16 protein-coding genes are annotated in these 17,127 nt (G+C 58.4%); 7 read left to right on the top strand and 9 right to left on the bottom strand.

The window, feature by feature from the left end; translation table 11 throughout:
- Positions 1-37: 37 nt before the first annotated feature.
- Entirely contained in the window at positions 38-232 is a 195-nt protein-coding gene (locus tag BMZ01_RS06990; RefSeq protein ID WP_092285872.1) for a hypothetical protein, read from the bottom strand.
- Complete coding sequence (locus BMZ01_RS11545; protein WP_092285870.1) at positions 225-446, bottom strand: hypothetical protein; 222 nt, start codon at positions 444-446, stop codon at positions 225-227. Before BMZ01_RS11545 ends, BMZ01_RS06990 begins: the two co-directional genes overlap by 8 nt.
- Here BMZ01_RS11545 and BMZ01_RS06980 point away from each other — a divergent pair.
- A complete protein-coding gene (locus BMZ01_RS06980; protein ID WP_143067460.1) occupies positions 436-720 on the top strand; it encodes a hypothetical protein in 285 nt (94 codons plus the stop codon). The two genes, BMZ01_RS11545 and BMZ01_RS06980, sit on opposite strands and share 11 nt — an antisense overlap.
- Positions 721-750: 30 nt before the next feature.
- Here BMZ01_RS06980 and BMZ01_RS06975 read toward each other — a convergent pair whose 3' ends face one another.
- The 5 genes from BMZ01_RS06975 to BMZ01_RS06955 form a co-directional block, all read right to left on the bottom strand.
- Positions 751-1,191 (bottom strand): hypothetical protein, encoded by a 441-nt coding sequence (locus BMZ01_RS06975; RefSeq protein ID WP_092285866.1) that lies wholly within the window; start codon positions 1,189-1,191, stop codon positions 751-753.
- 431 nt (positions 1,192-1,622) lie between these two features.
- On the bottom strand, positions 1,623-2,486 hold the full coding sequence (locus BMZ01_RS06970; RefSeq protein WP_092285864.1) for an NAD(P)H-binding protein: 864 nt from the start codon (positions 2,484-2,486) through the stop codon (positions 1,623-1,625).
- A gap of 81 nt (positions 2,487-2,567) precedes the next feature.
- Positions 2,568-3,839: an MFS transporter gene (locus tag BMZ01_RS06965; protein WP_092285862.1), complete on the bottom strand. Its 1,272-nt coding sequence runs from the start codon at positions 3,837-3,839 to the stop codon at positions 2,568-2,570.
- A gap of 172 nt (positions 3,840-4,011) precedes the next feature.
- A complete protein-coding gene (locus tag BMZ01_RS06960; protein WP_223845971.1) occupies positions 4,012-5,712 on the bottom strand; it encodes a VanW family protein in 1,701 nt (566 codons plus the stop codon).
- A gap of 65 nt (positions 5,713-5,777) precedes the next feature.
- Positions 5,778-7,001: a glycoside hydrolase family 3 N-terminal domain-containing protein gene (locus BMZ01_RS06955; protein WP_092285860.1), complete on the bottom strand. Its 1,224-nt coding sequence runs from the start codon at positions 6,999-7,001 to the stop codon at positions 5,778-5,780.
- A gap of 184 nt (positions 7,002-7,185) precedes the next feature.
- On the opposite strand from BMZ01_RS06955, the gene BMZ01_RS06950 reads away from it, so the two are divergent.
- The 3 genes from BMZ01_RS06950 (at position 7,186) to BMZ01_RS06940 (ending at position 11,321) form a co-directional block, all read left to right on the top strand.
- Positions 7,186-7,725 (top strand): universal stress protein, encoded by a 540-nt coding sequence (locus BMZ01_RS06950; RefSeq protein ID WP_223845970.1) that lies wholly within the window; start codon positions 7,186-7,188, stop codon positions 7,723-7,725.
- 61 nt (positions 7,726-7,786) lie between these two features.
- Positions 7,787-7,987, top strand: a complete 201-nt coding sequence (locus tag BMZ01_RS06945) for a DUF2613 domain-containing protein (RefSeq protein ID WP_092285858.1) — start codon at positions 7,787-7,789, stop codon at positions 7,985-7,987.
- Positions 7,988-8,051: 64 nt separating this feature from the next.
- The gene (locus BMZ01_RS06940; RefSeq protein WP_092285856.1) at positions 8,052-11,321 is read left to right on the top strand and encodes an alpha-(1->3)-arabinofuranosyltransferase domain-containing protein; all 3,270 of its coding nucleotides are present in this window, start codon (positions 8,052-8,054) and stop codon (positions 11,319-11,321) included.
- A gap of 28 nt (positions 11,322-11,349) precedes the next feature.
- Here BMZ01_RS06940 and BMZ01_RS06935 read toward each other — a convergent pair whose 3' ends face one another.
- On the bottom strand, positions 11,350-12,432 hold the full coding sequence (locus BMZ01_RS06935) for an acyltransferase family protein (protein ID WP_092285854.1): 1,083 nt from the start codon (positions 12,430-12,432) through the stop codon (positions 11,350-11,352).
- A 36-nt stretch (positions 12,433-12,468) separates the two neighbouring features.
- Between BMZ01_RS06935 and BMZ01_RS06930 the strand changes: the two genes are divergently transcribed.
- Together BMZ01_RS06930 and BMZ01_RS06925 are read left to right on the top strand one after the other, a co-directional pair.
- Complete coding sequence (locus tag BMZ01_RS06930) at positions 12,469-13,515, top strand: porin PorA family protein (RefSeq protein ID WP_092285852.1); 1,047 nt, start codon at positions 12,469-12,471, stop codon at positions 13,513-13,515.
- Positions 13,512-15,077 carry an MmpA family trehalose lipid delivery protein gene (locus BMZ01_RS06925; RefSeq protein ID WP_092285850.1) on the top strand — a complete coding sequence of 522 codons (1,566 nt, stop codon included), beginning with the start codon at positions 13,512-13,514 and terminating at the stop codon, positions 15,075-15,077. Before BMZ01_RS06930 ends, BMZ01_RS06925 begins: the two co-directional genes overlap by 4 nt.
- Here BMZ01_RS06925 and BMZ01_RS06920 read toward each other — a convergent pair.
- Positions 15,037-16,152, bottom strand: coding sequence for a glycosyltransferase family 4 protein (locus BMZ01_RS06920; protein WP_092285848.1), 1,116 nt, complete (start codon positions 16,150-16,152; stop codon positions 15,037-15,039). The genes BMZ01_RS06925 and BMZ01_RS06920 overlap by 41 nt on opposite strands.
- A gap of 50 nt (positions 16,153-16,202) precedes the next feature.
- Here BMZ01_RS06920 and BMZ01_RS06915 point away from each other — a divergent pair, with 50 nt between their 5' ends.
- Entirely contained in the window at positions 16,203-16,976 is a 774-nt protein-coding gene (locus BMZ01_RS06915) for a class I SAM-dependent methyltransferase (protein ID WP_092285846.1), read from the top strand.
- Positions 16,977-17,127 lie beyond the last annotated feature (151 nt).

Genomic DNA, 17,127 nt, shown 5'->3' with positions numbered 1-17,127 from the left:
GCCAATTTCAGTGCACCCCGTTGCAGAACGTCGCATTTTAGATTCTGACGAGCTTGCTTCCCTGCGGAAGGGGGTGCCGAGGTGCACGGTGGGGCGTCGGCGTTTTGCTGAGCCAGGTGATGAAGAACATTCCCCCGATGGTGAGCAGGATGGTCACCGCAATGGAGGTCGGCGCGTTTTTGAAGAACCTGACTTCGAACTCTCTGCGAGCGATCAGAAGTACATCATGCATGGTGGCCTCCGTGGGGTGTGGTGATGGCGGCGGGGAGATGCTGCGTCCAGCCGGGCAACGCGTTGAGGAGGCGGATATCGATGACCTGTTGATCTTGTTGTCGCAGGTTGGGGATGGTATCGCTGGCGACCATGTGGCCTTCGCGGATACTGCCGACGCGGTCACAAAGCCGCTCCACCAGGTCGAGTTGGTGCGAGGAAAAGATGACGGGCACGCCTTCTGCGTCGCGTTCTTTGAGGACATCGGGATTATGGACTTATGATGGCGTCAGCAGGAGTAGGCTCGCCGTCTATGTGCTTTTAGCCCTAGGCGGAATGTGGGTGCGCGCCTTGCACTATCTACCCACCGGCCTTGCCTCCACTGCCCTAGCTTTAGCCCGCGGCGCGGAAGCTGAACGTATCTTGTGGCCCTGCATCACCAGTGTGCTTATCATTAGTTGCTGTGTTGGCGTGGGACTCTATATCTTCGGCCGCAGCGAACGTATCTGATCCGCCCCCACAGGGGGTTGTTGTTTAGCTTCAGCGAAAAAGCCAGCACAAAAACACTGCTTCAATCATCACCGCCGCCACGGCCGCGCTGAGGGCGTGTACGCCACCAGGAAAAACCAAGCTATAAGGCACCCACATGGTGAGCACCGCAACCACACCGTGGGCAGCTTTTAGCCACCACGGGTTCCTCGAAATTTTTGCGGCCGCCGAACCTACTTGGCTGCTAATAAAAAATTGCGCCATCATCCCCAGCACACTGAGGAAGAGCACCACCATCGCTCCACCGAAACCACCGCTGGGTTTGTTGAAGACCGCGCTATAAACCAGCAACGCCCCCACGGTGGGCAGTAGCGGCAAGGCAATGAGGTTGAAGGTAGAGCGCGGACTATCGGGGAGGAAGAGTCGGGCGACTTCTTCCTTGTTGTGTGGGATGGGGTGCCATTGGGTGTGGGTTGATTCCTGAATGGGCATGATATGGAGGATATTAGGCTTTTCTTAGTCTCGCAGGGATAGGAAATGCGCACCCCAAATAACCGTGCACACTAGAAATAGACCCCCAGAGTAATTTGCTGTGGGGGTTTATCTAGCTGCCGTGGTTTATCGGGTATCAGCAGATGAAGTGTCAATGGTCGTTGAGCACCAACGCTAACATAATTGCAACTGCCTACCACTTTAAGGATCACACCCCATAAGTGCAGTTCCCAGGGCATAGTTGCCAGCCTTTTGCCAGCCCGCATCACAAGCATTCCTAGCTGACAGGAGGCGCTGCCAGCCCCTTCCCAGCTAGCCCGGGGAGCCCTAAACTACCGCCCAAAAATTTTCCTCGCATCAGGCCCCCGCGAATACATAATGCAGTGCAGCAATAAGGGAGCACATTCCATGAAGCGCTTTAATAGCACCAGTTAAGCGTCGGCTAATTCCAGGAAATACTCCCGCAGTGTTCGGTTGCCGGTCTTCTCCCCCACCGCATCTTTGCTCATCGTGGAAAGAATGAACTTCCCGGTGTCCTGGAAAGAGGGCTTAAGCTTTGAAACCACCTTCACGGCACCTTCCGCAACCCCAAAGGGGACAGTGTGCGTGCGCGGCGTGGTACCTAAAACCTCGAAGGCAAGTTCTGGAATCTCATGGGCATAAAACACTTCCGGCCCACCAACTGGGTATACCGCTGGTGCACCCTCCAGGTGATCGACCATAAAGGCTGCTAGGTCGGCCCCGTGGATGGGGTTCATGCGGTGCGTGCCCTCCCCGATCTGCAGGACTCGACCCTTTTTCGCCATGCCGAAGATCGCAGATAAATCAGAGAAATAGCCAGAAGGCCGCGAGATATAGCCTTTCACGCGGCTGCGCAACAAGACTTCTTCAAAGGCGTATTTGCAGCGTTTCACCGCGGTGAGGCCTTCTTCGACCCCCAGTGCACTGGCATAGGAGAAGGTCTGCACACCCTGTTGTTCCGCATCGCGAAGGACCGCGAGGTTGCCTAAGAAATCAATCTCCCATGGGCTTGCCTTTTGGTGGGTAACCCCCAATGCGCTGAACACATGGCAGGCCCCTTCGCTAAGGCCCCTGCTGATCTGTGGATCTCTAATATCGCCGACTACCCATTCATCGACCAGTCCCGCTAGTGCAGGTGCCCCATGCGGGTCGGGTGCTTCGGCGCGCTCTTTGTTCCGAACCAGTGCGCGCACGCGATAACCGCGGGCAGCTAATTCTGCCACGAGATATCGCCCCAGATAGCCGCTAGCGCCAAGGACAAGTGCGGTGCTCAATGAATGTCATCTCCCCATCTTCTGCCGCATGTACTTCCCCACCCATGGTACGTCTGTCCACAATTGGGGTAGGCGCTGTACTTAGGCAGCTACCGGGGCTGGGGTTTGGGCGATCTTGGAGCTGCGCAAAGTGGGATGCAAGAAACAGAAGAGCACCGCGATGGCCAATAAAACCACGCACATAATAAATGGGCTTTCCGGATTCCATCCATAAAGCGAAGTGGAAAGAATCGGGGCGATGGCATAGGTCCAGCCATTGGTGGCGTTAATGATCCCGCCAATACCGCCTTGTTCTTCCTTGGTGGCTAGCAGGGTGGGGCCAGTGCTATAACCAGGGATCGCCAGGCCAGCACCGGCACCACCGAGGAAGTAGCCGACTGCGAAGAGGAAATAACCAGCAGGAATCAGCAGCACGATGAAGGCCACCAGCATGATGGAAAGGCCCAGGCGCAGTAGCGTGCGGGCACTTAAATTAAGTTTGGGCAGCACCACAGCTTGGGTGATGACCATAACCACCGAGGCCAGCAGGATAAAACCAGCGGAGTAACCGGCCGTTGCGCCGGCATCTAAACCGAAGCGGTCTTGCACCACAAAACCAACGATGAGGGTAAGGGTGCCGAAGGCAATAAAGAGCAGGAACCCAGCGATGAGGAAGGGGTACACGCGCTTATCGGTGTAGCTAATGCGCGCTGGCTGCTCGATGAGCTGATCATCGCGGTAGGGATGCATTTTCACGGCCACCAAGGTGGTTGCGCAAAGCACCATAATGGGCATGAGGATAAGCGGTGCCATGAGGCTGATGGCTCCTAATGCGCCACCAAGGAAAGCACCGATCATGCCGCTGAGGGCCTGCATGGCGCCGATGGCGCCGAGTTGGCGTAGTCGGGCTTTCTCATCACTGGTGGTGCTGGTGATATAGGCCATGGCGGTGGGGTTGATCGCAGAGATCGCGCCACCATAGAAGATGCCGCGGGTCAGCAGCATGAGCAGGAATAAGGTCGTGCCGGCGAGCATGCCTTTCATGCCGAACCAGCTGATCACGGCGAAGAGCACCAGTGCTGCGGCGGCGAGCAGGGTGGAGAGGATAAAAACTTTTTTGGCCCCGACTTTAAGGGAACGGCGACCCCAGAATTGGCTGAGTAGCGCCAGAGCGACGGCAGCCAGCGAGATCATGGCGCCCACATGCCATTCTTGGAGATCCAAGGAACGCGATAGTGGTGCGATCACGGGGTTGAGGATCATTTGGCCTAAGAAGGCCAGGAACACGATGATCGAGACGAGCTTGAATTGATCCGGTGCGGCACCAGGGGTGTGTGCTACCGGGGACTGAGCATTCGGTTGTGCTTCGGTCATGATGGGTTATTGGGCGCTTTCTGCCTCATCGTTCGGGGCTTTGGGGGTTTGGGGGATACTGCAGCAACAAATCTGACTATAGGTACTCCTTAGTCAATAGTGAATCATATTCACTTAAGGGCAAAAATCAACCCCACACAGCTTGAAAAACACTCTGCGGGGGTTGAGTTAATTACTCGCAGCGCACAATCGGCGAGGGGTCATACACCGTGGTGGTGGTATTGCGGGAAATCTCATTACCAGCCAAATCCCGGATAATGCGGGTATCGGAGGTGGTAAATCCAGGCGCCCCACCACTGGGTACGCAATCGCTACCGCTTAAGGTGATGCGCTGAGGTTGGGTGGGTGCCCAGCGGCCACCATTAATGGATTCCACGCTCACGGTTTTCACGCCCATGAGTTTGACGGTGATGGCACCATCACCGAAGTAGGTGTCGATGCGTACCGGGTAGGGCGAGGTGTTTTTGAATTGCAGGTCAATGGCACCTTCATAAACGGTGGCTTCACGTCCTGCTGGGTAGCGAGAAATGTAGTAACTATGTGCGGTGTGCGCGACATCTTGCATGCCGGCGAAATAAGCGGCGTTATACAAGGTGGTGGCGAATTGGCTAATACCACCGCCGACGGCTTTATCGGCATGGCCGTTGAGGATAATGCCGGATTCCACATAGCCTTGGGCGGTACCACGGGGCCCGGTGTAGCCATTGAGTGAGAACACCTCACCCGGGGCGACAATGGCGCCATTAACGGTGGCGGCGGTGAGTTGGATGTTATGCCCAGAAGCCGCGGCGAAACCGCTGGTGCTGAACTCGCCAACTACTTCATCGAAGGTGGCGTGTTGGGCATCTTCGGTGGTGAAGCTAGCGGGATCCTCAACATAGCTGGCATCCCATTCTTTGGGGGATTCACCGATAACGCGTTCGGGGAAATCGGCGAGGCTTTCTTCCCAATTAATTTTCAGGCCATCCACGTGCGGGGTGATCACCCGTTGGCCACCGGAGTATCCGATGCGCGCGTTTTGGCGTTCCTGCTCGGTGGCGGCGAGGGCTTCATTAAGAATGCCGTGGGCGGCTTCAACATCCACCTCGGGCTGGATCTTTTTGGTGTCCGGTTCGGGATGGAAGTGCAGGATCTCGCCGATTCTTTCCGGGGGAATCACACCATCAATACCGTCTTGGCCGTGCAACACAATAGGGGCAGAAAGGGCGCGCTTGGCGGGGCCATTAATAATCTTTTGGGCAACGGAATCACCAATAGCTGGTGGGTTTTCCTTCGCCTCAAGATCAATGCCTTCCGGATCCAACCAGCCGGTTAAAAGGTCCACCTCCACCAAGCGGGGATCAACGCTTTGGCCGGTCACAGCGGGGATGAGCTCGGCTTTGCCCTCAGCGAGGTTGATGGAGGCATCAGCGGGTTCGCGGTGAAGATCTTCGGTGATGCGATGCACTGCGGCATCTAAGAGTTGTGGGTCGGCATCACTGGAGATGGGTATTTCGCGTTGGCGGAAGAAGTCCATCACCCAGGTAATGGGGTTATAGGACATCTTTCCAGTGGAATCCACGGTGGCTTTCCAATTCGGGGTGATGCCGGCTTCGCCGGGAAGCACGCTGGTTTCTAATTCCCCGGCGCGAATCTTGATTGGTGCGCTGACCTTATCTTTGAGTTCGCGTTCTAGGGTGGCTTGGGCGTCGGCGCGGTCCATGCGGCCGATCTCTACGCCACCTACTGCTACCCCGCGGGGTACCTTATCGCCATTGACGGCATGGTCCAGGGCGAAAGCGACGCCACCGGCGATGAGGACGCCGAGGAGGACCCCGAGAGCGATGATCCAGCCGCGGCGGTGGGTGGTGGTTTTGGTGGCGGGCTTATTCACAGCCCTTAGAGTACTGCTCAGGGCCCAGAAATTCCTACTTTTAGGCGATGAACTTGGCTGGGGTTCTAGCTACTCGCGTGCGGAAGATGCGGGTGTGCCCGACGTGATTTTTCTGCAATGTCGCGCGCGGAAAGCTCACCTGTAGCCACGGTCTCGAGCACAGCATCAATGCATTCTTCGAGGTGGTCGCCACTGGACCAGAGTGCTTGATCAGCGCCGGCGATCAGGGCGCGGCGGACGGCTTCGGTGGTTCCCATGAGATCGCTGATGGCTTTCATGCCGGAGAGATCATCGGTGATAACCGGGCCGTTGAAGGGGCGGCCGCCGGGGTAGATGCCTTCGCGCAGGAGCCGGTAGGTGGCGGGGTTGAGGCTGCCGGGGGTGCTGGGGTCGCCGAGTCCGGGGACGATCATATGCCCAACCATGACCCCGGCGCCGCGGCTATTGCTGAGGCTTTCTCCATAGGGGATGAGGTCGAGTTTTTTCATCTCTTCTAGTGGCGGGGTGCTGGCCAATCCGAGGTGAGTATCGCCGGTGGCGCGGCCATGGCCGGGGAAGTGTTTGAAAACCGCGTGCACCCCAGCATCGCTAAGCCCTTCGGCAAAGGCGGTGGCATAGCTGGCGGCGGTGTGTGGGTCGGTGGAAAAGGCGCGGTCGCCGACTACTTCGAGGCCACCGCCATCAAGATCAAGCACCGGGGCGAAATCGATGGTGATGCCGTGGGCGTGCAAGCTGGCGCCGATGCTGTGGGCAATGGCGCGGACATCTTCGGGGCTGTGGTTGGCGGCGAGTTCGCGTGGGGAGGGCCAGGAGCCGAGCACTTCTTGGTGGCGTTGGACACGCCCACCTTCAAAATCAATGGCGACCTCGAAGGGGAAATCCGGGAATTCTTCGCGAAGTGCCTGGATATTACGGCCGGGGGTGGTGAGTAGGCCCGGATCTGCCCAGCTGGGGATGAATAGTCCGCCGGCGCCGAGTTCGAGGGCGCGGTGGGCTTCCTCGAAGTTGCGCACCCCCACAAACATTAAGGAAGCGACCTGCGCGCGAAGGGTGTCGGGATCGACCTGCGGGGCTGCCACAGTAGTGGTGATGGTTGTGGTGGTGGTGCTGGTAGTTGTGATGGCGGTGGTGCTTTGCGCGGCTGTTGCACTAGGGCTTGGTTGGCCCAGGCCAGTGCTGCTTTGGGCGCAGGCGCTGAGCACCCCGATGCTGCTGAGCCCCAGTACGCTGAGTGTGGCGAAGAGCCAGCGCGTGGCTTTCGGCGTGGGTGTGGGCTCAGCAAAACTCATGTGTTGCAGTGTGCCTGAAATGTGGGCTAAATTACCAACCCCTACGTACCGGGGTGCCCCCTGCGATATGTCCTTTTACTCCGCATCGTGGTGATGCAATGCGTACACTATGCCCCGCGGGCCTTCTCGCGCCCTGAATACAGCTGGACCAGACACACCCCCCTTCTCACACAGGAAGTGAATAATGAGCCAAGAAGATACCGCGATGACCATGCTGATCGCCTATGACGGCTCAGATCAGGCAAAACGCGCGCTCACTGATGCCGCGCATCTGCTACGCCCCCGCCATGTGGAGATCCTCACCGCCTGGGAGCCTTTGCATCGCCAAGCAGCACGAGCGGTGAGCATGTCTGGGTTGCGCCAAGCTGATTGGTCCGCCGGCGCGGAGGAAGAAGACCCCGCCTATACCGAGGCTCGCCGGATTTGCCGGGAGGGCGTGGAACTTGCGGAGTCCCTGGGGTTGCGGGCACGCGCGCATTTGGTGGAAACCGCTACGGCGATTTGGTCGGCGATTGTGGATGCCGCCAAGGAATTACGCCCCGATGTGATTGTGACCGGCACCCGCGCGGTGACTGGGTTTAAGAGCCTGTGGACCTCTTCTACTGCGGATGCGGTGGTCAGCCACGCAGGTATCCCGGTCTTCATTGTTCCGCCATTAAATGATGAGGATGAAGAGGATCTGGACTCTGAAGAGGGCGTCGATCCGGCGGGCGTGGAAGACTAGCCCCTCACACTAAGGCGTACTCCTGGCTTTGTGCCTGCTGCGTCTAAGATCGGAATACACCATGGCTTTTGAATCTGATTCCTTAAACCGCCGCACCATTGGCCCAGTGATTGCTAGCGCCGTTGTTGGTGTGGTGTTGGGTGTGGTGGCTGTGTTTGGGGTGTCTTTATTCAGCGGCCAGGATTCGGTGCCTGAAGGTAAGGCTTTGTCCTCTGAGGAGGCGCTCCTTGGCGGCCCGGAATACGGCACCCGCGAACCCTAAGCCTCATGGCCTAAGGCCTTCTGGCCCACGCGAGCTTCATATCCACCTGCTCGCGTGGCTTGTCATGGGGTGTTTTCTCTTCGCCCAAACCCCGCTGCGCAACCTCAGCGCTGATACCAAATATGACTTAAGCGTCAACCCCGGCGGCTTTTTAGCTGGGGCGATGCACCCCTGGTCGGATCTTTTCCCCCTTGGCCAACTCCAAAACCAGGCCTATGGCTACCTCTTCCCGCAGGGCCTCTTCTTCCTGCTTACGCACCCGCTGCCCCCGGATATTGCCCAACGTTTATGGTGGCTGCTGGTCTGCGCGGTGGGCTGGTCCGGGATGTTCAAGCTGGCACTTGCGCTATCCCCACGCCCGCGCACCTATCTCTTCCCGGTCTTAGCTGCCACCGCCTTTGCGTTAAGCCCGCGCACGCTGAGTACTTTAAGCACAATTTCTTCAGAAACCTGGCCGGTGATGTTGGCGCCCTGGGTCATCCTTGGCACCCTGAGTATTACCGAGGCGCAAAGGAGTATGGCCCGCGCCTTAGCGGCCAGTGTTATACCGGTGGCCCTCATGGGTGCGGTGAATGCCACTGCTACCTTGGCGGCCTGCACCCCCGCGGCCTGTTGGTTATTGGCTAGTTGGTGGCGGGCCCGCGGCCTAAGGGGTCGCAGACGCATTGCGGTATTTGCCGCCGCGTGGCTGCTGGGTTGTGCGTTGGTGAGCTTATGGTGGATTATTCCACTGCTGGTATTAGGCCACTATGCCCCGCCTTTTATTGAGTTCATTGAATCGGCCTATGTGACTACTCGCTGGTTGAATCTTCCCGAAATCCTCCGCGGTACCACCAGTTGGGCGCCCTTTGTTGATATTGAACGCAGCGCCGGCAACCTACTGGTCAGCGAACCCATCTTCATTATCCTCAGCCTGCTTTTTGTGGCCGTGGGCCTCGCGGGCCTTGCGTATCGCGTGCGTATGAGCCGCGACCCGCGCCTCCTGTTGATGCTCGGTGTGGGGCTGATCATTCTGGGTGCCGCACATGGCCCCTTTGGTGAGTATTATCAATCGCTTTTAGATGGCCCCTTGGCCTTTGCCCGCAACCTGCATAAATTCGATCCGCTGGTGCGCATCCCCTTGTGCTTGGGCTTGAGCTTCTTCGGCGCCACCGCCACTTCCCGCAGCCAACGCCGCTCTTCCGCTAGCGCTTTGGCGATTGTGTTGGTGGCTTCACTCAGCGCCCCACTGTGGTCACTACGCCTGCTCCCGGAAGGGAACTATTCCCAGGTGCCGGCTGAGTGGCAGGCCACCGCGGAGTACCTCAATACTCATGCCCAGGACACCCGCACCCTGATCTGGCCGCCCACCAACTTTGCGCGCCAGAGCTGGGGGTGGACCCGCGATGAACCGCTCCAACCACTTCTGGAAGTCCCTTGGGTGGTACGCGACGCAGTGCCCCTGGTGCCACCAGAGACCATCCGCCAACTTGATGGGCTGATGGTGTTGGTGGAAGAAAACCCTAAAGCTGCTGCGAAGGTGCTGCCCAACATGGGGATTGGGGCGGTGGTGATCCGCCATGATCTTGTACTTCCCCCAGCACCCGAAGGCCAAGAGGATGCCAAAGAGATTTCCCGGAAGGTAGCCACGGCATTAGCGGCATTGCCGGTGGAGCATCAACGCTTCGGGCAGATCGCGGATGTGTTCTTGCTAGACCCGCAGGCCGATATGCAGCTGGTGGAAGGTGAGACTCTTCGCGTTGCTGGTGGTGGGGAGGTACTTCCTTGGTTAGCGGCAGCCACCGGCACACCGCTTAGCGGCACCCAACTGGTGGCGGCCAGCGATAACCCCACGGTATTAACGGATACTCCCCAAAACACTGGCCGTAATTATGGGCAAAACCCGCGCACCCTCTATGGCCGCGGGCCGCTGAGTGCCCCGCAACTAGCCGGGGAAGAACACCAGGGGGTGCATAATCGCCTGCCGGATTATCCCTCCGCTGGGACTCGTAGTGTGTTGATCAACAAAGGTGGTTCGGTGCGTGCCGGATCAGCTGCTTCCCAGCCGGATAGTTTTGGTGGCGCACAGGCCGCACACTCTGTTGCCGCCGCAGTTGATGGGCAGCCTGATACCGCCTGGTTCCCGGCACCCGGCACCCCACCAGAAAAGCGGTGGATCGAACTCGAGTGGGAGGGCGACGATGACCTAGTTGAGCTCAGCATTCGCCCCACCGCGGATACCCAGGTGCGGATTAGCCGTGGCGAGGAAACCCTGCAGCGCGACTTAAAGGGTGAGGAAACCACCACGGTGCGCATGGCTGGTTCGGGCACGAGGGTGCGGGTGGAACTGAGCGAAGCAGGTGTGGGGATTAGCACTATTGCCATCCAGAACCACCCCATCACCCAGATCCTGCAATTACCGGAGGCACCCCCTAGTGTGCGGGCTTTCTTCTTCCAAGATGCATTACCGCAGGTAGGCACTTTGCGCCGGGAATTCACGCTGCAACGCCCCATGCGGCTGCAGGTGCATTCCGAAGAGTGCGCGCCCATCACCATTGATCAAGAGACCACCTCCTGCGGTGAGATCAAACTGCAACCAGGCACCCACGAGCTTCATGCACAGGCTTCCTGGGTGTTGCTCCAAGAAGAAGGCTTCCACTTCCCCACCGCGCATACTCAACACATCACCCCAGGCGAACATATTGCGGCCAGTAATACTGATCGCATTCTTCTGACCAAACGTGCTTTTAACCCCGGCAGCTATGCCACACTCGGCGACCCACTCAGCGCGAACCCGCTCACCGCGATCAGTGTGGATGGCGGTTTCCAAGGTTTTCTTCTCCCCGCAGGTCATAGCGGCACATTAGAGCTTGGGTTTAGTGGGCAACGCCCCTACCAAATGGGCTTAGCCCTAGGCGCAGTACTAGGCCTACTCACGCTCATTGCTTGTCTATTTATCCTCATCCGCACCCCCCGTTACACTCCGCGCTACGCTCCACCACTGAGCACGCATCAGGGCCTAGATCTGTGGGTATCGCCCTTGTTGGTGCTTATCCTCGGGGTGATTGGCGGCTGGCCAGGGCTACTTATTGGGCTGCTGACCTTAGGCATTTTAAGGTTCACGCTGATTAACCCGCCGCAACTTATCGCCAGCACCACCACCATCGCCGCCTTGTGGTTATCTCATTCCCCCTGGCCGCAGGCCCATTATGCCGGGGATGAACCCATCACCACCTGGCTGTTGTTGCTGGCACTCAGCGCGCTTTTTCTCAGCGCGCCCCAGAAGTCCACAGACTCCGCGCCACCCCAACTAACCCGGCGCGGCATACCCCCGCACCCACACACCGCAGCTTAGCTGCGCAGCCGCACCCGCAGGTCTCGGGCTAAGCCTTGCTCCGAAACCAACTGCGGCAGGGCTTTTCTATCCACTCATAGCTTGCCCAGCTGATCACCAGGCTCAGTGCGATGGTCAGCGCGCCGACGAGGAGCGTATGCCCGCTAAATAGGGGGATGCCCAGCAGCGGGAAAACGAGCGCGAGGACGCCGACGTGCCAGAGGAATAGTGAGTAGCTCCAGCGTCCCACCCTCAGCGCCGCGGGGGTGGTGAGCAGGGTGCGGTGTTCTTGGATGAGTGCGTAGGGCAGCAGAATGAGCGCGGCGAAGAGCGTACCGGCGAGGATGCGCGCTAAAAATTCGGTGGGGCTGGGGTGTACGAGGCCGATGGGGCCGAAGCTTTCGCGGGAGGCGACGAGCGCTACCAGCAGCGCACCTGCCCAGGCGCTAAGGCGCAGCATTAGGACGCGGCGCGCACTCCAGCTGCGGGTGCGTGGGATTACTCGAGTTTCAACTTCGGCAGCAAATAACCCCAGTGCCAACCAGGGGAGATAAGAAAGTGGGATGAGCTGGAGGTTTAATTCCGCGCCGGGGAAAAGTGTTTCGCAGCTGAGGATCCAGAGGGGACCAAGCAGCGCCAACCCGAGAATCCCTAGCAGCCTGGCGCTGGCATTCAGGCGTTGAAATCCCCAGAGGAGAAGCGGTAGGAGGAGATAAAAACTCACCTCCACAGACAGCGACCAGAGGTGCGTTAGCCCAGGTAGGAGGGCATCTGGGTGGAAGACTTGGGTGAGGGTGAGGTTCGCGAGGATCGCACTGGCACTCGCATTCATCCCGGGTAGGAAAAGCAGGATAGTAACAACGCACACCAGGTAGGCGGGCAGGATGCGGCTGGCGCGATGCCGCAGGTAACCACGCGTACCGTGGGCACGGTATTTGCGCCACAGCACAAAGGCGGAGAGGGAAAAGAAAAGCGCAACGAAGAAATCGAAGCGCGCCAGCATCCCGCCGATGAGGCTGCGCGGATCTAGGTGCGTTTGGAAGGCCACATGGGTCAGCAAAATTCCCAGGGCAGCGATGCCGCGTAAGCCTTCCAAAGAAGGCACAAACCTGGTTGCGTAGGATTGGGCCATCCGTGCCGATCCTACTGCAAGGAATAGAACCCCGAGATGCCCTTACCCAAGGCGCTGCTTGCAAGCCTTATCCTCACCCTCCTTCTTGGTTTCGGGCTGCCCCCGGCGACCCTCGCACACTATAAACCCTTCCCCACCGATCTCTCCCGCAGCATCCACAGCGAAGCTTCTGACGCTTTGATTTTTGATGAAGCAGCTTTCCGAGATCGGGTGGCTCAGGCCGGCGCAGGGTGTGAGCGCCTGGCATGTGGGGTGCGTAAGGCACAGGTGGTGGCCGAAGGACACGCGAGTAGCGAGCCGGGGGCCAAGAAGAATCAGGCCCGGGTTCACTCGCACCTGCAGTTTAAGGCCGATAACCAGGTGTTTTTAAGCACCTCCGAGGAGGTCACCTTGCAGCGGGATTCCACCTACCCCATTGCGGATCCCACTGCTATCTCCTCGGTGGAGCTATTCGGCCAGCGTGCTGAGTTCGGCCCAGAAGTGCGCCAAAGTATGCACCACGGCTTCCCATTTATTACCCTGCCGCGTACCTATAGCTATTTCGACCCGATTATCCACGACCACTATCCGCTTGATTTCGTGGACCGACGCGACCTGCCGCGCGCTGATGGGTCTTTAAGGGTTTTTGAATTCCACCAACACATCCCGCCGCACGCCGTGCCCACCCAGGGGCTTGAGCTAGCTGGCGTGGCCGCGGATTTCTTTGATGAAGAAGAATTGGCTGCGCGCCAACTCGATCCCGGTGCGCAGCGCAGTTTAAAGCCCTTCTACCAGGTGGATCGCACCTTATTCGTGGAGCCGAAAACCGGGCGGATTGTGGATCGTAAGGAACATATCGAGATGATCTGGGCCTTGGATTATGTAGAAGCACAGATGAGTATTGATGCTGGGGAAGCGGAAAAGCGCGCCATTTTTATTGGCGATATGAATTGGGATAAAGACACCGTTGCCGCCCAAGAAGCTGAAGTCACCAAGGTGATTAAGAACCTGCATCTGATGCGCATTATTTCTTGGGTGGCGAAGATGGCGGCCCTGGTCATCACTGGTGTGCTGCTCTATTCCTGGTGGCGTAGGCGCGCATGAAACCCGCGTTGGGGTTGTGGTTGGGGTTGTGGGCCGGGGTGCTCATTGCGCTGATCCTGGGCGCACTATGTTGGCCGCTGGAGGCGCACACCTTTTCTTCCGCCGTCTTCTTCGGGCTGGGGGATATGGTGATCACTCCGCATCCGCTTTTAGGTGACAATGCCTTCGGCTTAGGGGACCTGCCGGCGCGTAATGCCCCACAGGATGCGGTATTGGCTTTAGCTGGGCTGGTTTTCCCGGCCACCTGGTTGGTGCGGGTGATCATGTTCGGCTCGGCTTTGGCTGCGGCTTTAGGGGCTGCGCTCTGGGCGCGGGGAAGTAGCTGGGCGCAATTCGGGGCGATCACGGTGGTGCTGTGGAATCCCTTCGTTGCCGAACGCCTTGTTCAGGGGCATTGGTCTTTAGTGGCTGCTACCTGGTGTTTACCGCTCTTAGCGTGGTGTGCGTATAAGGGGCAGCTGCTTGGGGTGGTGCTGTGTATGTGGTTGGCTTCTTTAACCCCCACCGGCGCATTGGCGGCAACCGTGGTGGGCGTACTTGCAAGTAGGACGTGGCGGCGTGCTGGGCTTAGCTTGGGGTTAGGGGTGCTGATGAGTTTGCCCTGGCTAGTGCCCAGCGTGCTGCGCATCCGGGAGCTACCCCACTTTACTAACGCCATGCTGCAGGCCTTCGCCCCTAACTCTGAAGCCTATGTGGGCACCGTAGGGGCATTAGTGGGCCTAGGTGGGATCTGGAATGCGGCGGTGGTGCCGCCCAGTAGGCAGCAGGGTTTCGCCATCTTAGGGCTGCTTCTCGTGGCCTTGCTGTTGGTGGCGGTGGTGCGCACTAAGGTGCGGGTGCCCTGGCCGCTAGTGGTGGGCGGGGTATTGGGCTTTGGGTGGCCCTTGCTGATTCTTGCAGCCCCGGAGGCGGCACGTGCGGTGATGCTGAATATCCCGGGGGCGTTGTTGCTTCGCGATGCCCAAAAGACCCTCATGTTGGTGTTTCCGTTGATGGTATTTGTGGTGGGGGCGGTGATCGCGAAGGCGCGTTCCCCGAAGTTGATGGCGCTGGCGGTGGTGCTTTTAGCTATTGGGCAGGTACCGGATTTAGCGCTGCAGACCCGGCAATTAGCGCCCATTGAATACCCGGCTGAGCTGCAGGCGCGACGTGATGCTGGCTTTGGCGGAGACCTTGGCGGTGACCTTCTTTTCCCGCAGGCCAGCAGCATTGTTCATTACCAGGGCCGCCCCATGGTGGATCCACGGACTAAGGATCTCCCCATGGTTGTGGTGGGTTCTTTGGTGGTCGATGGCCAAGAGGTGGACCCACCGAACCCGCGTTTTACTCAGGCGGTGGCTGCCTGGGAGGCCGGTGATAAACAGCGGCTCGCAGACCTAGGCATCGCCGCGGTAGTTGATGGGGATAACACCTTATTAATCTCGGGCGCTGAAACCCAGGAGCGCCCCAAGGTTTCTCCGCTGGGTCTTGGGCTGACTCTTGGTTGGCTGCTTATTCCGCCGTTGTTGTGCGTGTGGTTGCTCATTCGCCCTGCTGGTGGAGCGCGCTTAAAAGCTCGCTGAATTCCTCGCCGGTTTTCTCCCAGGAGTAGCCGCGGCTTAAAGCCAAGGCTTCTTTACCTAGTTGCGCTGCTCGTTGGGGTTGCTGGAGAAGCGTGGCGATTAGCGCGGCAAACTCCTTATAGTCCTTGGCTAATAACCCGGATTCTTGGTCCCTAATGGAATCGCAGAGCCCACCGGAACTGCGATACCCAATAGTCGGCACAGCATGTTGGGCAGCTTCAATGACCGCCAAGCCCCAGCCCTCTTTACGGGAAGGCAATAGTTGGATGCTGGCGCGGTGTAAGAGCGCGTGTTTATGGGCCTCACTAACATGCCCATGAAACACTATTGCTTCATCATTGGCAGCAACACGGCGAAGTTCATCTTCCCACCAGCCGGAACCAATAATGTCTAGTACCAGCGGCAACCCGGTTTTTTGGCGAAGTTCTTTGACCACCTTGATGGCATGCTCGATTTGTTTATGCGGCACCAGCCGAGACAACGTCACGAGGTGGATCTTGGCATCTTTAGCCAGGGTGGGGACGTGTGCTGGGATGGGGTCCACGCCATTGCGGATAATACTGATTCTTTGTGGATCTACCCCTAGGTCCACGAGTTCTTGGGCGGAAGGTTGTGACACCGTCACATAGCGGCAGCTGCGGTGTAGCCAGGGTGATACCCGGGATTCGAGGAACCAGCCGAGTCGCGCTAAGAAAGGCCCAGCTACTGGCCATTGTTCGCGGTGGCAGTGGTGCGTGAGAATCACGGTGGGTTTATGGAGGAAAAGGCGTGCGAAGAAGGGGATGCCGTTTTGGGTATCCACCACCACATCCACATTCTTTAGGGCACCGCACCCCATTCTGCCGGCCAGCATGGCTAGCCAGGCGCGTGGGTAGACCGTGAATTTCCCGCCGGCACGGTAAAAACGTACCCCATCTCGTTGGGAGCGATGCGGGGCATCGGTATAGGCGGCGGTGCGGAAAATAACCTCGTGGCCTTGGGCTGCCAGGTAGCTGGCGACTCTTTCGAGGTAGCGTTCACTGCCACCGCCTTGGGGGTGGTGGGTATCGCGCCAACAAAGAAGCAGGATTTTCATGACTTCGCTTAAGGCTACTTAGCTTAGGCGGCTATGGCAGAATCGCCGCCGTGAGTTCTTTTCCACATACCCGCCGCGCCGCCACCCTGGCACGTTCTTTAAGGCTGCTTTTTTCTTTCCCGCAGGAACAACGGGATCCAGAAAATTTTTATCGCAGCTTGGCTGAAGATACCGCCACCCAATTAGAGAACCTGCGACGGGATTGTGTGGGCACTTCCTTAAAAGGAAGCAGCATCTTAGATGTTGGCGGTGGACCCGGGTACTTTGCGGATGCCTTCAACCAACGCGGGGCAAGCTATACCGCGGTGGAACCCGATGCTTCAGAATTATCCGCCGCGGGGTTGTATCCACCACGTCAAATTCGGGCTAGTGGGCATGCCTTGCCCTTTAAAGATGAGGCCTTCGACCTCAGTTTTTCTTCCAATGTGGTGGAGCATGTGCCACGCCCCTGGGCGATGGGGGAGGAAATGCTGCGCGTTACTCGCCGCGGCGGATTAGTGGTGCTTAGTTACACCATCTGGTTAGGACCTTTCGGTGGGCATGAAACTGGATTGTGGCCGCACTATCTCGGTGGAGAGTTCGCCCGGAAACGCTATGAAAGAATCCACGGGCGGCCACCAAAAAATATTTTCGGACACTCTCTATTCGCAGTGTCTTGTGCTGAGGGGATGCACTGGGCGAAAGAAGTAGCCACACGTGGGCAGGCTGAGCTGGAGTTACTCTTCCCGCGCTATCACCCCAGCTGGGCATGGTGGTTAGTGAACATACCGGTAGTGCGCGAATTTTTAGTCAGCAACCTGGTGATTGTGCTGCGCAAGCTCTAGCGACGTGGAGGGATTAGGGGCGAACGGCTGTGGATAACTTCTATTTGAGGCTGTGATTATCCACAGCCTCTGAGCTGGGGTTTTATCTCGTTGTGATGTGTTGTTCGGTTAAGGAAAATGTTTTCGTCATACCCCTAGACACCCACCTACA

Source organism: Corynebacterium spheniscorum, assembly GCF_900113445.1.
GTDB lineage: Bacteria > Actinomycetota > Actinomycetes > Mycobacteriales > Mycobacteriaceae > Corynebacterium > Corynebacterium spheniscorum.
This window is presented reverse-complemented; position numbering and strand designations above follow the sequence as displayed.

Bases quoted from the DNA above. Each gene is read 5' to 3' on its own strand.
- BMZ01_RS06945 (WP_092285858.1), top strand. From the start codon at position 7,787: ATGGCTTTTGAATCTGATTCCTTAAACCGCCGCACCATTGGCCCAGTG.
- BMZ01_RS06925 (WP_092285850.1), top strand. From the start codon at position 13,512: ATGAAACCCGCGTTGGGGTTGTGGTTGGGGTTGTGGGCCGGGGTGCTC.
- BMZ01_RS06965 (WP_092285862.1), bottom strand. From the start codon at position 3,839: ATGACCGAAGCACAACCGAATGCTCAGTCCCCGGTAGCACACACCCCT.
- BMZ01_RS06940 (WP_092285856.1), top strand. From the start codon at position 8,052: ATGGGGTGTTTTCTCTTCGCCCAAACCCCGCTGCGCAACCTCAGCGCT.
- BMZ01_RS06930 (WP_092285852.1), top strand. From the start codon at position 12,469: ATGCCCTTACCCAAGGCGCTGCTTGCAAGCCTTATCCTCACCCTCCTT.
- BMZ01_RS06990 (WP_092285872.1), bottom strand. From the start codon at position 232: ATGCATGATGTACTTCTGATCGCTCGCAGAGAGTTCGAAGTCAGGTTC.
- BMZ01_RS06935 (WP_092285854.1), bottom strand. From the start codon at position 12,432: ATGGCCCAATCCTACGCAACCAGGTTTGTGCCTTCTTTGGAAGGCTTA.
- BMZ01_RS06975 (WP_092285866.1), bottom strand. From the start codon at position 1,191: ATGCCCATTCAGGAATCAACCCACACCCAATGGCACCCCATCCCACAC.
- BMZ01_RS06920 (WP_092285848.1), bottom strand. From the start codon at position 16,152: ATGAAAATCCTGCTTCTTTGTTGGCGCGATACCCACCACCCCCAAGGC.
- BMZ01_RS06955 (WP_092285860.1), bottom strand. From the start codon at position 7,001: ATGAGTTTTGCTGAGCCCACACCCACGCCGAAAGCCACGCGCTGGCTC.
- BMZ01_RS06980 (WP_143067460.1), top strand. From the start codon at position 436: ATGACGGGCACGCCTTCTGCGTCGCGTTCTTTGAGGACATCGGGATTA.
- BMZ01_RS06950 (WP_223845970.1), top strand. From the start codon at position 7,186: ATGAGCCAAGAAGATACCGCGATGACCATGCTGATCGCCTATGACGGC.